Annotated in this window: 14 protein-coding genes; 9 read left to right on the forward strand and 5 right to left on the reverse strand. The window is 67.3% G+C overall.

What is annotated here, in order from left to right:
- Positions 1-20: 20 nt before the first annotated feature.
- Positions 21-350 carry a J domain-containing protein gene (locus tag MG068_RS19325; protein WP_014038745.1) on the reverse strand — a complete coding sequence of 110 codons (330 nt, stop codon included), beginning with the start codon at positions 348-350 and terminating at the stop codon, positions 21-23.
- 141 nt (positions 351-491) lie between these two features.
- Here MG068_RS19325 and MG068_RS19330 point away from each other — a divergent pair, with 141 nt between their 5' ends.
- From MG068_RS19330 to MG068_RS19365, 8 genes are all read left to right on the forward strand, one after another.
- Positions 492-1,418 (forward strand): phosphoribosylaminoimidazolesuccinocarboxamide synthase, encoded by a 927-nt coding sequence (locus MG068_RS19330; RefSeq protein WP_032127159.1) that lies wholly within the window; start codon positions 492-494, stop codon positions 1,416-1,418.
- Positions 1,419-1,791: 373 nt separating this feature from the next.
- Complete coding sequence (locus tag MG068_RS19335) at positions 1,792-2,277, forward strand: Mpo1 family 2-hydroxy fatty acid dioxygenase (RefSeq protein WP_005411329.1); 486 nt, start codon at positions 1,792-1,794, stop codon at positions 2,275-2,277.
- Positions 2,278-2,610: 333 nt separating this feature from the next.
- A complete protein-coding gene (locus tag MG068_RS19340; RefSeq protein WP_132810915.1) occupies positions 2,611-5,442 on the forward strand; it encodes a monovalent cation/H+ antiporter subunit A in 2,832 nt (943 codons plus the stop codon).
- Positions 5,442-5,834 carry a Na+/H+ antiporter subunit C gene (locus tag MG068_RS19345; protein WP_132810916.1) on the forward strand — a complete coding sequence of 131 codons (393 nt, stop codon included), beginning with the start codon at positions 5,442-5,444 and terminating at the stop codon, positions 5,832-5,834. Before MG068_RS19340 ends, MG068_RS19345 begins: the two co-directional genes overlap by 1 nt.
- A complete protein-coding gene (locus MG068_RS19350; RefSeq protein ID WP_132810917.1) occupies positions 5,831-7,366 on the forward strand; it encodes a monovalent cation/H+ antiporter subunit D in 1,536 nt (511 codons plus the stop codon). The genes MG068_RS19345 and MG068_RS19350 overlap by 4 nt, the downstream gene beginning before the upstream one ends.
- Positions 7,363-7,869 carry a Na+/H+ antiporter subunit E gene (locus MG068_RS19355; RefSeq protein WP_005411333.1) on the forward strand — a complete coding sequence of 169 codons (507 nt, stop codon included), beginning with the start codon at positions 7,363-7,365 and terminating at the stop codon, positions 7,867-7,869. The genes MG068_RS19350 and MG068_RS19355 overlap by 4 nt, the downstream gene beginning before the upstream one ends.
- A complete protein-coding gene (locus tag MG068_RS19360) occupies positions 7,866-8,150 on the forward strand; it encodes a K+/H+ antiporter subunit F (RefSeq protein ID WP_005411334.1) in 285 nt (94 codons plus the stop codon). The genes MG068_RS19355 and MG068_RS19360 overlap by 4 nt, the downstream gene beginning before the upstream one ends.
- Positions 8,147-8,536, forward strand: a complete 390-nt coding sequence (locus MG068_RS19365) for a Na+/H+ antiporter subunit G (protein WP_049401677.1) — start codon at positions 8,147-8,149, stop codon at positions 8,534-8,536. Before MG068_RS19360 ends, MG068_RS19365 begins: the two co-directional genes overlap by 4 nt.
- A 766-nt stretch (positions 8,537-9,302) precedes the next feature.
- Here MG068_RS19365 and MG068_RS19370 read toward each other — a convergent pair.
- Positions 9,303-10,268 (reverse strand): sodium:calcium antiporter, encoded by a 966-nt coding sequence (locus MG068_RS19370; RefSeq protein ID WP_132810918.1) that lies wholly within the window; start codon positions 10,266-10,268, stop codon positions 9,303-9,305.
- 73 nt (positions 10,269-10,341) lie between these two features.
- A complete protein-coding gene (locus tag MG068_RS19375) occupies positions 10,342-10,995 on the reverse strand; it encodes a hypothetical protein (protein WP_132810919.1) in 654 nt (217 codons plus the stop codon).
- A 125-nt stretch (positions 10,996-11,120) separates the two neighbouring features.
- Here MG068_RS19375 and MG068_RS19380 point away from each other — a divergent pair, with 125 nt between their 5' ends.
- Positions 11,121-11,654: a hypothetical protein gene (locus MG068_RS19380; RefSeq protein ID WP_132810920.1), complete on the forward strand. Its 534-nt coding sequence runs from the start codon at positions 11,121-11,123 to the stop codon at positions 11,652-11,654.
- 81 nt (positions 11,655-11,735) lie between these two features.
- On the opposite strand, the gene hmgA is transcribed toward MG068_RS19380, so the two are convergent.
- Together hmgA and hppD are read right to left on the reverse strand one after the other, a co-directional pair.
- A complete protein-coding gene (gene hmgA / locus MG068_RS19385) occupies positions 11,736-13,043 on the reverse strand; it encodes a homogentisate 1,2-dioxygenase (protein ID WP_132810921.1) in 1,308 nt (435 codons plus the stop codon).
- An 85-nt stretch (positions 13,044-13,128) separates the two neighbouring features.
- Positions 13,129-14,241, reverse strand: a complete 1,113-nt coding sequence (hppD, locus tag MG068_RS19390) for a 4-hydroxyphenylpyruvate dioxygenase (RefSeq protein WP_206138668.1) — start codon at positions 14,239-14,241, stop codon at positions 13,129-13,131.
- Positions 14,242-14,305: the final 64 nt, after the last annotated feature.

The following is a 14,305-nucleotide window of genomic DNA, read 5'->3' on the forward strand; positions in this document are numbered from 1 at the left end:
TGCAACGAGGGGAAAGTGGGTCAGCGCTTGCGCAGGGTCTTGATGCGGTCGTAGGCGGCATTGATCCGCCGCGACTTCTGCTCGGCCTGCTGCTGCAGCTCGGGGGCGGCGCCGCCGAGCTTGTCGGGGTGGTACTGCGAGATCAGCCTGCGGTAGGCGCGCTCGACCTCGGCATCGGTGGCCTCGGAGGTCAGCCCCAGCTCCCGGTACGGGTTCTCCTTGTTCAGGCGGAACCAGTCCGAGTCGAAGGCGTGGCCGATCAACAGGCCGACCACCGCGCCGAACAGCGGATTGGGCCGGAACAGCAGGGCGCCGGCGATGAATCCGAGCAGTTTTCCGTACCAGCGCATGGCGCTCCGGGGTCGACCGACGAAATGGACGCTCATTTTACGTCACAGCGGGCCCGGACGGCTTTACACTAGGCCGCCCGCTGGTCAGCGGGCCCGCCGGGTCCGCTGGGCAGCCGTATCGACAACGCCCCAGGAGTGCCCGTGCCAACCACGCTGTTGCAATCCGATCTCCCCGGCCTGCCCTTGCGCCATCGCGGCAAGGTGCGTGATGTGTTCGATATCCCGCGCGAGCGGCTGCCAGCAGGGACCCCGCCGGGCGACTACCTGCTGATGGTGGCCACCGATCGCCTATCGGCGTTCGACGTGGTCCTGCCCGACCCGATCCCGGGCAAGGGCGAGATGCTCTGCCAGGTCTCCAACTTCTGGTTCGCCAAGACCGCGCACCTGATGCCCAACCACCTGACCGGCATCGACGTGGCCAGCGTGCTGCCCGAAGGCGTGGACCCGGCCCTGTACGCCAAGCGCGCGGTGGTCACCCGCAAGCTGAAGCCGGTGCCGGTGGAAGCGATCGCCCGCGGCTACCTGATCGGCAGCGGCTGGAAGGACTACCAGCGCACCGGCAAGGTCAGCGGCATCGACCTGCCCGACGGCCTGCGCCAGGCCGAGCAGCTGCCCGAGCCGATCTTCACCCCCTCGACCAAGGCCGCCGTGGGCGACCATGACGAGAACATCGATTTCGATGCGATGGTGAAGCAGGTCGGTGCCGAGATGGCCGAGCGCGTGCGCGATGCCACCCTGCGCATCTACAAGTTCGCCGCCGAATATGCCCGCGAGCGCGGCATCATCCTGGCCGATACCAAGTTCGAGTTCGGTACCGACGCCGATGGCCGCCTGTACATCATGGACGAGATGCTGACGCCGGATTCCTCGCGTTACTGGCCGGCCGACGAGTACGAAGTGGGCACCAGCCCGCCGAGCTACGACAAGCAGTTCGTGCGCGATTACCTGGAGACGCTGGACTGGGGCAAGACCGCCCCGGGCCCGACCATCCCGGCCGAGATCATCGAGCGCACCCGCGCCAAGTACGCCGAGGCGCTGCAGCGCCTGGCCGGGATCAGCGTCGACTGATGCCCTGCGCCCCCCCGCCGGTCTGGCTGGGGGCGTTCTGAATGCGGTACTGCCGGCCGCTGGCCGGCAACCTCGCGAACCTGCAGCCAGGCATGGCCTGGCTCTACTGCCGGTTGCCTGGGGTAGTGCCGGCCGCTGGCCGGCAACCTCGCGAACCTGCAGCCAGGCATGGCCTGGCTCTACTGCCGGTTGCCTGGGGGTAGTGCCGGCCGCTGGCCGGCAACCTCGCGAACCTGCAGCCAGGCATGGCCTGGCTCTACTGCCGGTTGCCTGGGGTACTGCCGGCCGCTGGCCGGCAACCTCGCGAACTCGGCTATGCTCTGGATTGCCGGCCAGCGGCCGGCACTACCGTTGTCCGAGGAAGCATCGCAGCATGCAGACATCCACCGAGCTTGCGCGGCCGATCGACCGCTATTTCGCCAGCTACTCCGACGACCACCGCAATGTGATCAACCAGCGCATCCACGTGGTGGCGGTGCCGGCAATCCTGTGGTCGGTGGTGGCCCTGCTGTGGTGCCTGCCGCCGCTGATCACCTGGTTCCAGTACGGCATCTGGTCGGCGTTCGCGATGTTCAGCGCCTGGTGCTTCTACAACAAGCTGTCGCGCCCGCTGGGCATCGGCATGCTCATCCAGTTCTTCGTGTTCGGCTGCCTGTGCAGGCTGCTGGAGGCCGAGATCGGCCTGCACAACCTGTTCTGGCTGGCGGTGGGCGTGTTCGTTGTGGCCTGGATCGCCCAGTTCATCGGTCACAAGTTCGAGGGCCGCAAGCCCAGCTTCCTGACCGACCTGACCTACCTGCTGATCGGCCCGGCCTGGGTGATGGCCAAGTTCTACCGCAAGCTCGACTGGCGCTACTGACCTGCCCGTGGCCGACGGTGCCCCTCGTTTCCTGAACGGGCAGATTCCGTCACCCGCACTCCACGACGGCCCTGCCAGCCTGCACCGGTGATCCGTTCCCCATCGCCCGCCCGTCGACGGCAGCCCCTGTGCGACAGGGCCTGCGGTCTCCCTGCGTCGGCGTAGGGTGTCCCCCGAGAGCAACCGGGGAGGGACCGCAGCAACGTGATGCTGCGCTGCAGAAAAAATGAATCAGCGGACGTTACATGCAATTGATCGCTGTTCGATGGGTTTCGGCGACATTTCGCAGCCTGTTATCCTCCCTGACCTGCTCGTGAATCATGGATTCCCTGCATGCTCCCCAGCCTGCCCCTGCTGCTGGCCCTGCCGTTCCTGATGGCAGCGGCTGTTGCGGCCTTCCCCCGTAGTTCGCGCTCGACTGCTGCCTGGCTGGCGGCGCTGGCGCCGTTGGGCGGGCTGGCCATCCTCGGCTGGCTGACCCCGTCGGTGCTCGACGGCCAGGTGGTGCGGACGATGGTCCCCTGGCTGCCGCAGATCGGCCTGGACTTCACCCTGCGCCTGGACGGGCTGGCCTGGATGTTCGCCGGGCTGGTGCTCGGCATCGGCGCGCTGGTGGTGCTGTATGCGCGCTACTACCTGAGCCAGCAGGACAACGCCCACCGCTTCTACTGCTACCTGCTGCTGTTCATGGGCGCCATGCTGGGCATGGTGCTGTCGGGCAACCTGCTGTTGCTGATGATCTTCTGGGAAATGACCAGCATCAGCTCGTTCCTGCTGATCGGCTTCTGGTCGCACCGCCAGGACGCCCGCGAAGGCGCGCGCATGGCGCTGGTGATCACCGGTGGCGGCGGGCTGGCGCTGCTTGGTGGCGTGCTGCTGATCGGCCGCATCGTCGGCAGCTTCGACCTGGACGTGGTGCTGGCCGCCGGCGAGCAGATCCGCGCCAGCGCGCTGTACCCGTACGCACTGTTCCTGGTGCTGGCCGGCATCTTCACCAAGAGCGCGCAGTTCCCGTTCCACTTCTGGCTGCCGCACGCGATGGCGGCGCCGACCCCGGTCTCGGCCTACCTGCACTCGGCCACCATGGTGAAGGCCGGTGTGTTCCTGCTGGCGCGGCTGCACCCGGCACTGGCCGGCAGCGACCTGTTCTTCTACACGGTCAGCGGCATCGGCGCGCTGACCCTGCTGATCGGCGCCTGGAACGCGATCTTCCAGCACGACCTGAAAGGCCTGCTGGCGTACTCGACCATTTCCCATCTGGGCCTGATCACCCTGCTGTTCGGCCTGTCCACGCCGATGGCAGTGGTGGCCGGCGTGTTCCACATCCTCAACCACGCCACCTTCAAGGCCTCGCTGTTCATGGCCGCCGGCATCATCGACCACGAAACCGGCACCCGTGACATGCGCAAGCTGGGCGGCCTGCGCAGGCTGATGCCGTTCACCAGCGCGCTGGCGATCATCGCCTCGCTGGCGATGGCCGGCATCCCGCTGCTCAACGGCTTCCTGTCCAAGGAAATGCTGTTCGCCGAAGCGCTGACCGCTGGCGGCGGCCCAGGCGCCATGCGCACGGCGGTGTCGATCGCGGCGCTGCTGGCCGGTGTGTTCGGCGTGGCCTACAGCCTGCGCTTCGTGCACGACACCTTCTTCGGCCCCGGCCCGCACGATCTGGACCGCGTGCCGCATGAGCCGCCGCGCTGGATGAAGGTGCCGGTGGAACTGCTGGTGGTGATCTGCGTGGCGGTGGGCATCGCCCCGGCACTGACCGTGGCGCCGGTGCTGCATGCCGCCGCGGCCTCGATCCTCGGCAATGCCATGCCCGAGTACAGCCTGGCGGTATGGCACGGTTTCAACCTGCCGCTGGCAATGAGCGCGATCGGCGTGGTCGGTGGCGTGGTGCTGTACTTCGGCCTGCGCAAGCTGATCAACCTGCACGGGGTGGAAACCCGCACCACCGGCCGCAACGTGTTCCATGCGCAGCTGGATGCGCTTTCCGCGCTGGCCATGCGCCTGACCAACGGCATCGCCAACGGCAGCCTGCAGCGCATGCTGCTGGGCCTGGTGCTGGTGGCGATCGTGGTCGCCGCCGCGCCGTTCGTGGCCAATCCGGCCTCGCCGAACTGGACCGCACCGCAGCCGATCCCGCTGCTGGGCTGGGCGCTGTGGCTGGTGATGATGGCCTGTGCGGTCGCCACCCTGCGCGTCTACAAGCAGCGCCTGCTGGCGGTGCTGCTGGTCGGCGGCGTCGGCCTGATGGTGGCGCTGACCTTCGTGTTCCTGTCCGCGCCCGACCTCGCCCTGACCCAGCTGCTGGTGGAGATGGTGACCCTGGTGCTGATGCTGCTCGGCATGAACTACCTGCCCGCGCAGTCCGGGCCGGAGCGGCCGCGCTGGCGCAAGCGCCGCGATGCGGTGATCGCGATCATCGCCGGCGCCGGCCTGGGTGCGCTGGCCTATTCGGCGATGACGCTGCCGCCGAACACCATGGCCGGCGAGCTGCTCGCCCGTGCCCTGCCCGAGGCCTACGGCCAGAATGTGGTCAACGTGATCCTGGTCGACTTCCGCGGCTTCGATACCTTCGGCGAGATCACCGTGTTCGGCATCGCCGCACTGGTGGTGCATGCGCTGCTGCGTCGCACGCGGATGGCGCCGGAGCAGATCATGCCCGGCCCGCCGATCAAGCTGCCGGTGCCGGCCGACCTGGCGCAGATCATGTTCCCGCTGACGCTTACCGTATCGATCTTCCTGTTCCTGCGCGGCCACAACGCGCCGGGCGGTGGCTTCATCGCCGGCCTGGTGCTGGCGGTGCCGCTGCTGATCCAGTACGTGATCCAGGGCACCGCGTCGGTGGAGTCGCGCTTCGGCTTCGACTACATCCGCTGCATCGGCATGGGCCTGTTGATCGCCCTGCTCAGCGGCAGCGCGTCGATGCTGTTCGGCGTGCCGTTCCTGACCAGCGGCCACCTCGACCTGCACCTGCCGCTGATCGGCGACGTGCCGCTGGCCAGCGCGATCGGCTTCGACATCGGCGTCTATCTGGTGGTGTTCGGTGGCGCCATGCTGATGCTGTCGATGATGGGCACGATCAAGCCGTCGCGTACCCGCACTGCCCGCAAGGGTGAGATCGACCTGCAACGCCGTTCGGCACGCACCGGGGAGATGCACTGATGGAACTGGCCATGGCTACCGCGATCGGCGTACTGACCGCCATCGGCATCTACCTGCTGCTGCGTGCGCGCAGCTTCGATGTGATCCTCGGCATGACCTTCCTGTCCTACGCCACCAACCTGCTGATCTTCGCCGGTGGCCGCGTGGTGCTGGGCAAGGCACCGGTGCTGCAGGAAGGCGTGGACAGTCACCTCGGCAACTACACCGATCCGCTGCCACAGGCGCTGGTGCTGACCGCGATCGTGATCGCCTTCGCGATGACCGCAGTGAGCATCGTGCTGGCCATGCGCAGCCGCAGCGACAACCACAGCGACCATGTGGACGCCCACGAGCCCGACGACGACCTGCAGGATGAGCGCGCCTCGCCGCGCCAGGGCGAGGACCGCGCATGAACCATCTGGTGATCCTGCCGATCCTGTTTCCGCTGCTCGGCGCCGCGCTGTCGCTGTTCGTCGAACACCGCCGCTACGGCCCCAGGGTGCAGCGCGCGGTCGCGTGGACCTCGCTGTCGGCGCTGGCGCTGGCGGTGGGCCTGCTGTTTGCCGCCACCGCCAGTGGTGAGATCAACGTCTACCTGCTCGGCGACTGGCCGTCGCGGCTGGGCATCGCGCTGGTGGCCGACCGGCTGTCGGCATGGATGCTGCTGACCACCCTGCTGCTGGCCATTCCCTGCCTGCTGCATGCCTGCTCGGGTTGGGATCGCCGCGCACCGCACTTCCACGCGCTGTTCCAGTTCCAGCTGGTCGGCCTCAACGGTGCGTTCCTGACCGGCGACATCTTCAACCTGTTCGTGTTCTTCGAGGTGATGCTGATCGCCTCCTATGGCCTGTTGCTCAGCGGTGGCCGCGGCCTGCGCATGCGCATCGGCCTGCACTACGTGGTGTTCAACGTCACCGCCTCGACCCTGTTCCTGATCGCGCTGGGCCTGCTGTACGCCACGCTGGGTTCACTGAACATGGCCGAGCTGTCGCAGCGCATTGCTGCGGTGCCGCCGACGCAGCTGACCCTGGTGAAGGCCACGATGGGCCTGTTGCTGCTGGTGTTCTGCGCCAAGGCCGCGCTGATGCCGCTGTACCTGTGGCTGCCGGAAGCCTATTCGCGCGCGCCGGCCGCAGTGGCGGCGCTGTTCGCGATCATGACCAAGGTCGGCCTGTATTCGGTGCTGCGCATCCAGATGCTGTGGTTCGGCGACGATGCCGGCGCGATGGCCGGCTATGGCCGCGACTGGCTGCTGTGGGCCGGCGTGGCGACGCTGGTGCTGGGCGGGCTCGGCGCCCTGGCCGCGACCCGCCTGCGCGTACTGATTTCCTACCTGGTCATCGTGTCGGCAGCCACGCTGTTCATCGCCTTCTCGGTGGGCACGCCGCAGGTGCTGTCGGCCGGCCTGTACTACCTGCCGCACAGCAGCTTCGTGGCCGCTGCGCTGTTCCTGGTTGCCGACCTGATCCGCCGCCGCCGTGGTGGCGCCAGCGACCGCAAGGAGGTGGTGGCGCCGATGCCGGGCAAGGAAACGCCGGCGGTGCTGTTCCTGATCGGGGCAGTGTCGGTGGCCGGCCTGCCGCCTCTGTCCGGCTTCCTGGCCAAGGCCGCACTGCTGGCCGGCATGCCGGCGCAGTACATCGGCCCGGTCTGGACCGCCGTGCTGGTCAGCAGCCTGCTGGTGATCATGGGCCTGACCCGCGGCGGCATCCGCCTGTTCTGGCGCGTGCCGCCGGTCGATCCGGAGGCACCGAAGCCGCGCAAGGCTCCCCTGCGCCGGGTAGAACTCTACGCCGCCTGCCTGCTGCTGGCCTACGGCATCGGCATGACCCTGGCTGCGGCACCGTTGATGCGCTACACCGACGCCACCGCCGCACAGCTGCTGCAACCCAGCGAGTACGTGCAGCAACTGCGTGCGACCACGCCGGAGATCCGCCAGCCATGACCGCCCAGCGCTCCCTGTTCCGTCGCCTGATTCCCTCGCCGATGCTCAGCATCATGGTGGTGGCGTTCTGGCTGCTGATGTCCGACAGCTTCACCCTCGGCCAGATCGTGCTGGGGCTGCTGCTGGGCGTGGTGGTGCCGCTGTTCGCCGCGCGCCTGGACCGCGAGTTCGCCCGTATCGGCACCCTGCGGCCACTGCCCAGGCTGGTGTGCGTGACCCTGTGGGACATCCTGATGTCCAACATCCGTGTCGCCCTGCAGGTGCTGGGCCCGGAAAAGAACATCCACCCGGGTTTCATCTGGCTGCCGCTGGACATCGCCAACATCCACGGCATCGCCGCGCTGACCAGCATGATCACGCTGACCCCGGGCACGGTCTCGGCCGCGCTCAGTGACGACCGCAAGTTCCTGCTGGTGCACGTGCTGCACCTGGAGGACCCACAGGACCTGATCGATACGATCAAGCGCCGTTACGAGGCGCCGTTGATGGAGATCTTCCCATGACCGGTTTTGAAGTCATCCAGACCACCCTGGTGGTGTGCATGCACGTGGTCGGCCTGGCCATGCTGCTGGCCACCTGGCGCCTGCTGCGCGGGCCGACCGTGCCCGACCGCATCCTTGCGCTGGACACCCTGTCGGTGACCGCGATCGCCGAGCTGATGCTGTTCGGCATGTACCTCAATTCGCCGATCTACTTCGAGGCGGCGCTGATCATCGCCATGCTCGGCTTCGGCAGCACCGTGGTGCTGAGCAAGTTCGTGCTGCGCCGGGACATCGTCGAATGATCACCGCAATCCAGATCGGCCTGTCGATCCTGCTGCTGTTCGGCTGCTTCTTCATCCTGGTCGGCGCACTGGGCCTGGTGAAGCTGTCGACCTTCTTCAAGCGCCTGCACGCGCCGACCAAGGCCAGCACGCTGGGCGTGGGCTGCGTGCTGGTGTGCTCGGTCTGCTACCACATCTTCCTCGGCCAGGACCCGCAGCCGCGCGAGCTGCTGATTACCGTGTTCCTGTTCATCACCGCACCGATCAGCGCCCACATGATGGCCAAGGCCGCGCTGTCGCTGCTGATGGAAACCCGCCCCAGCCTGCCGGGCAACGAGCCGGCTGCTGAAGAGCAGCTGCCGCCGCCGGAACCCGTGCGGGAAGAAGAAACCACGCAGAACCGGTAAATCCGGTAGAGGCCGACCTTGGTCGGCGCTTTGTTGCTGCGAGTGCCAACCAAGGTTGGCAGCTACCGGGTGATTGGTGGTGGGTGCCGACCGTTGGTCGGCACGGAACCAACCGCATCCACGCGTGGCGTGGATCTACCGACCACAATGCCCGGTAGAGGCCGACCTTGGTCGGCGCTTTGTTTCCCTGAGTGCCAACCAAGGTTGGCAGCTACCGCATCATCGGTGGGTGGACCGGTGGGTGCCGACCGTTGGTCGGCACGGAACCAACCGCATTCACGCATGGCGTGGATCTACCGACCGCAATGCCCGGTAGAGGCCGACCTTGGTCGGCGCTCTGTTTCCCCGAGTGCCAACCGAGGTTGGCAGCTACCCCATCATCGGCGAGGTGACCGGTAGGTGCCGACCTTGGTCGGCACGGAACCAACCGCATCCACGCGTGGCGTGGATCTACCGACCACAATGCCCGGTAGAGGCCGACCTTGGTCGGCGCTCTGTTTCCCTGAGTGCCAACCAAGGTTGGCAGCTACCGCATCATCGGTGGGTGGACCGGTGGGTGCCGACCGTTGGTCAGCACGGAACCAACCGCATCCACGCATGGCGTGGATCTACCGACCGCAATGCCCGGTAGCGGCCGACCTTGGTCGGCGCTTTGTTTCCCCGAGTGCCAACCGAGGTTGGCAGCTACCCCATCATCGGCGAGGTGACCGGTAGGTGCCGACCGTTGGTCGGCACGGAACCAACCGCATCCACGCAGAGCGTGGATCTACAACGCCGGTGCGCCCACCAGCAGCAGCTCCAGCACGAACCAGCCCGCGAACGCGACCAGCAGGATCGCGCCTTCGCCGCGGCTGATCTTCAGGTCGCCGCGCAGCATGGGGTACAGCACCAGTGCGAAGGCCAGCAGCGCCGGCAATTCCAGGCGCACGAACGAGGCCGGCAGCGCCAGCGGCTGCAGTACCGCCATCGCACCAATCACCAGCAACAGGTTGACCACGCTGGAACCCAGCACGTGGCCCAGCACCATGTCGCCATGACCACGGCGTGCGGCAGCAATCGCGGTTGCCACCTCCGGCAGCGCGGTACCGATCGCGACCGGCAGCAGACCGACCAGTAGCGGCGTCCAACCCAGTGCAGTACCGAAGTCCGCTGCGGCCCCCACCACCAGGCGTGCGCCCCAGTACAGGGCCAGCGCGGCGATCAGCACCCGCAGTACATTCAACGGCAGGCTGGTGCGGCTCAGTGCGGACTCGGCGATGGCCGCCTGCACCTCCGCGCTCTCGACGCGACCACGGCGCAGCAGCAGCACCTGCACCACGATGAAGCCGGCCAGCAGCACGCCGCCCTCCCAGCGTGCCAGGCCACCATCAAGACCGAACAGGATCAGCAGCACGCCGGCCGCCAGCAGCGACCACCACAGCACCGTCTGCAGGCGCGCGCGCAGCAGCAGTGGCGCAGCCATGGCCGCCACGGCCAGGGTCAGGCCCAGGTTGACGATGCTGCTGCCCACCGCGTTGCCCAGCGCCAGCTCCGGCTGACCGACCGCCAGCGCGCGCGCGTTGACCGCCAGTTCCGGCAGCGAAGTGGTCACGCCGAGCAGCAACAGGCCAGCCGTGAACGGACTGGCCCCGAAGCGCTGGGCCAGGCCGGACACGGCCTTGACGATGGAGTCCCCGCCCAGCGCCAGCAGCAGCAGGCCGAGCAGGAACCAGGCAATGGCAATGGCGATCATCGAGCACTCCCCCAGCGGTCGTGGCGCGATTCTACGCTGGCCCCGCGCGCATGGCTGGGCCGTAGATCAAGGATCAGCCACAGCCTTCCACATAATCGACCTGCGGGGTCTGCCCGACCCGCCACGCGCCGACCCGACCGTCCGCACCGAGCGCGAAGTCGATCACCGCCCCACCCTCCTGCGCCGGACGCACGCGCAGGTGCTGGGCCTTCTCGTCGTACTTGTCGGGGCCGACGTCACCGCGCTCGGGGTACAGCACCTGCAACTCGCCCAGGGTCATGCCGACCTTGCCGCCGCCCGGTGCGATGATGTCGGCGCTGCGCACGTCGTAGCGCACCAGCTTGCGGCCCTCGATCATCAGGCGCGGGTCTTCGGCATTCTGCGGTCGCAGGAAATAGCAGCCATCGTTGCTGTCGTCGGCCGGCAGCGGTTTGCCACTGGCATCGGTGCCCAGCCCCTGCAACGGCGCGCCGAAGCCACTGCGGACCTCAGCGATGCCGGCGCCCAGCTTCGCGCCGGCGAAGCCCTCCAGGTGCGCGGGACTGTCCTCGCGGCGGTCATTGGTTGGACGGGCTGCCAGATCAGGATCCGTCGACTGCGCGGGCCCCGTCGCCGAGGCGGTTTCGGCCGGGGTATCGCTGCCGCTGCCGGCCGCCCCCTGTTTGTCCTGGCCGCCGCAGGCGGTGAGCGAAAGGAGCAACAGACCAGCAAGCGGAAGGTGCTTCATCGGTGCGGTTCCCTGGCACGAAGGTGGCTGCACGCTAGCCCATCCTGTGTGCAGGCGCTGCATTGTCATCGCGGTTTCATCGCCTTCGTTCAGGCTCGGCGAGCACCGATCTGGCCGTCCCTTCCATGCAACCGCGCAAGACCGATCTCGCCCGAACCGCGCTGCAGGCCCACCGCGCGCCGCTGGACATGCGCCAGCGCCGGCTGCTGATCCTGTGCGACGGCCAGCGTACCGTCGCCGACCTGACCGGTCTGCTCGGCCAGGAAGCACCGGCGATGGTCATCCAGCTGGTACAGGCGGGGTACCTGAGCACTGGCGTCCCAGCACCGTCGCCCGCAACCGCGGTAGCGCCGGTGCCCACACCGCCGGCAGCCGCACCTGCAGCACTTGCTGCACCCGCGGTCGAACGCCGCCGCTCGCTGGTGGCCGCGCGCATCTATGTGCTGGGCATCCTGGAGATGCAGCGCCACCCGCAGGCGGCAGCACTGTTCCGCGACCTGCAGCAGGCGCGTGCGGAAGACGAGGTGCTGCAGCGGCTGCAGTCGGCGATGCAGATGCTGCCCGGGCTGACCTCGGACGGCTATTGCCAGCGCGTACGCCAGCGCCTGTTGGAAGCGCTGCCGCTGGAGCATTGCGACGCGTTCGCGGAGGTGGCGTAAGCGCAGGTTCCGGCGGAGAACATCCACGCATGGCGTGGATGCGATCAGGATCCGTGCCGACCAAGGTCGGCACCCACCAAGCTAGCGGGACGACCGGAAGTTGTTGCGCAGGCCGTTCCAGCACTGCTGGTAATCGCCCTGGCGATGGCCGGCGGCCAGCGCCTGTGCGGTCGGGCGGATCACCGCGCGGGTCTCGAACATGAAAGCCATCGTGTCCTTGATCACATCGGCCTTGGACAGGTCCGCATTGGAGGCCTTGTCGAAGGTCGGCGCATCCGGACCGTGACCGCTCATGCAGTTGTGCAGCGACGCGCCGCCCGGCACGAAGCCTTCGGCCTTGGCGTCGTAGGCGCCATGCACCAGGCCCATGAATTCGCTGGCGATGTTGCGGTGGAACCACGGCGGACGGAACGTGTTCTGCGCCACCAGCCAGCGTGGCGGGAAGATCGCGAAGTCCATGTTGCTGGTGCCGGGCGTGTCGCTGGGCGAATGCAGCACCAGGAAGATTGACGGATCCGGGTGGTCGTAGCTGATCGAACCGATGGTGTTGAAGCGGCGCAGGTCGTAGCGGTACGGCGCGTAATTGCCATGCCAAGCCACCACGTCCAGCGGCGAATGGTCGATCGGCGCGCGCCACAGGCGGCCCTCGAACTTGGCGATCAGCTCGAAATCACCATCGATATCCTCGAACGCCGCGTGCGGAGTTTCGAAGTCGCGCGGGTTGGCCAGGCCATTGGACCCGATCGGACCGAGGTCCGGCAGTTTCAGCAGCGCACCGTAGTTTTCGCAGATATAGCCGCGGCTCGGGCCATCGGGCAGTTCGACGCGGAAGCGCACGCCGCGCGGGATCACCGCGATCTGCTGGGGCTCGATCTCGATCACGCCCAGCTCGGTCAGCAGGCGCAGGCCGCCCAGCTGCGGCACGATCAGCAGCTCGCCATCGGCATCGTAGAAGTAGCGGCCGACCATGTCGCGGTTGGCGGCATAGAGGTGGATGCCCACGCCGGCATGCGCGTCGGGCGAACCGTTGCCACCCATCGTGTACAGGCCTTCGACAAAGTCGGTCGGCAATTCCGGCAGCGGCAGCGGGCTCCAGCGCAGCTGGTTCGGCGAGGCCGGCTGTGCGCCGAAATCACACTGCAACCGCGACTGCGCGAACGGGGTGAACTCGCCATGGGTCACCGCCGGGCGGATCCGGTACAGCCAGCTGCGGCGGTTGCTGCCACGCGGCGCGGTGAAGGCGGTGCCGGTCAACTGTTCGGCGTACAGGCCGTGGGCCACCTTCTGTGGCGAGTTCTGCCCGACCGGCAGCGCGCCGGCGACGGCCTCGGTGGCGAACTCGTTGCCGAAACCGGACTGGTAGCCGCGGGCGGAGATGGCGGTGGACATGGAAACTCCAGAGATTGCCGGCCAGCGGCCGGCACTACCATTTGGACAGGCAATGTCGGCGGGAGGCCGACATTGCCTGCAGACCTTACAGCACGCCGCGGCGGATCTGGTCGCGCTCGATGCTCTCGAACAGCGCGGTGAAGTTGCCTTCGCCGAAGCCTTCGTTGCCCTTGCGCTGGATGATCTCGAAGAAGATCGGGCCGATGCAGTTCTGGGTGAAGATCTGCAGCAGCTTGCGCTGGTGGGTTTCCGGATCGGCATCGATCAGGATCTTGTTCTTGGCCAGGCGCGCCACGTCTTCACCGTGGTTCGGCACGCGCTGGTCGATCACGTCGAAGTAGGTCTCCGGCGTGTCGAGGAAGTCCACGCCCTGCGCGCGCATCGCTTCGACGGTCTCGTAGATGTTCTCGGTGAAGCAGGCGATGTGCTGGATGCCCTCGCCCTTGTACGCGTCCAGGTACTCGTTGATCTGGCTCTTCGGGTCGGACGACTCGTTCAGCGGGATGCGCACGATGCCGTCCGGCGCGGTCATCGCCTTGGACACCAGGCCGGTCTTCAGGCCCTTGATGTCGAAGTAGCGGATCTCGCGGAAGTTGAACAGGCGTTCGTAGTAGTCCGACCACTGCTGCATGTTGCCGAAGTACAGGTTGTGGGTCAGGTGGTCGATGAAGGTCAGGCCAAAGCCCACCGGGTGCAGGTCGGCACCGGCGATCGGCTCGTAGTCGCCGTCATAGATGCTGCCGGCGCTGCCGTAGCGGTCGACCAGGTACAGCATGCAGTCGCCGATGCCCTTGATGACCGGCGCGCTGACCGCCTTGCTGTCCGGCTTGAAGGCGATGGCTTCGGCGCCGTTGCCCAGCGCGGTCTGGTAGACCTCCTGGCCCGGCTTCTTGAAGCGGATGGCGAAGCCGCAGGCGCACGGGCCGTGCTTTTCGGCGAAGTCCGAGGCGAACGAATCCGGGTCTTCATTGACCAGGAAGTTGACGTCGCCCTGGCGATAGACGGTAATCGGACGCTGTTTGTGCTTGAGCACCGCGCTGAAGCCCATCTTCCGGAAGTACTCGTGCAGCTCCTGGCCACGGCCGGCCGGGGCGGCGAATTCGACGAACTCGAAGCCGTCGATGCCCATCGGGTTCTCGAAGGTGGTGACCTGCATGCCGGGGTTGGGGTGCGAGGCGGTCGGGACTGCGGTATTCATGGCGTGGCTCCGAATCGGTACCGCATCGGTACAAACCAGGTGCGGGCAGGTAGGGACCCGGCGA

It is taken from the genome of Stenotrophomonas sp. ASS1 (assembly GCF_004346925.1).
In the GTDB taxonomy this organism is placed as follows: domain Bacteria; phylum Pseudomonadota; class Gammaproteobacteria; order Xanthomonadales; family Xanthomonadaceae; genus Stenotrophomonas; species Stenotrophomonas maltophilia_A.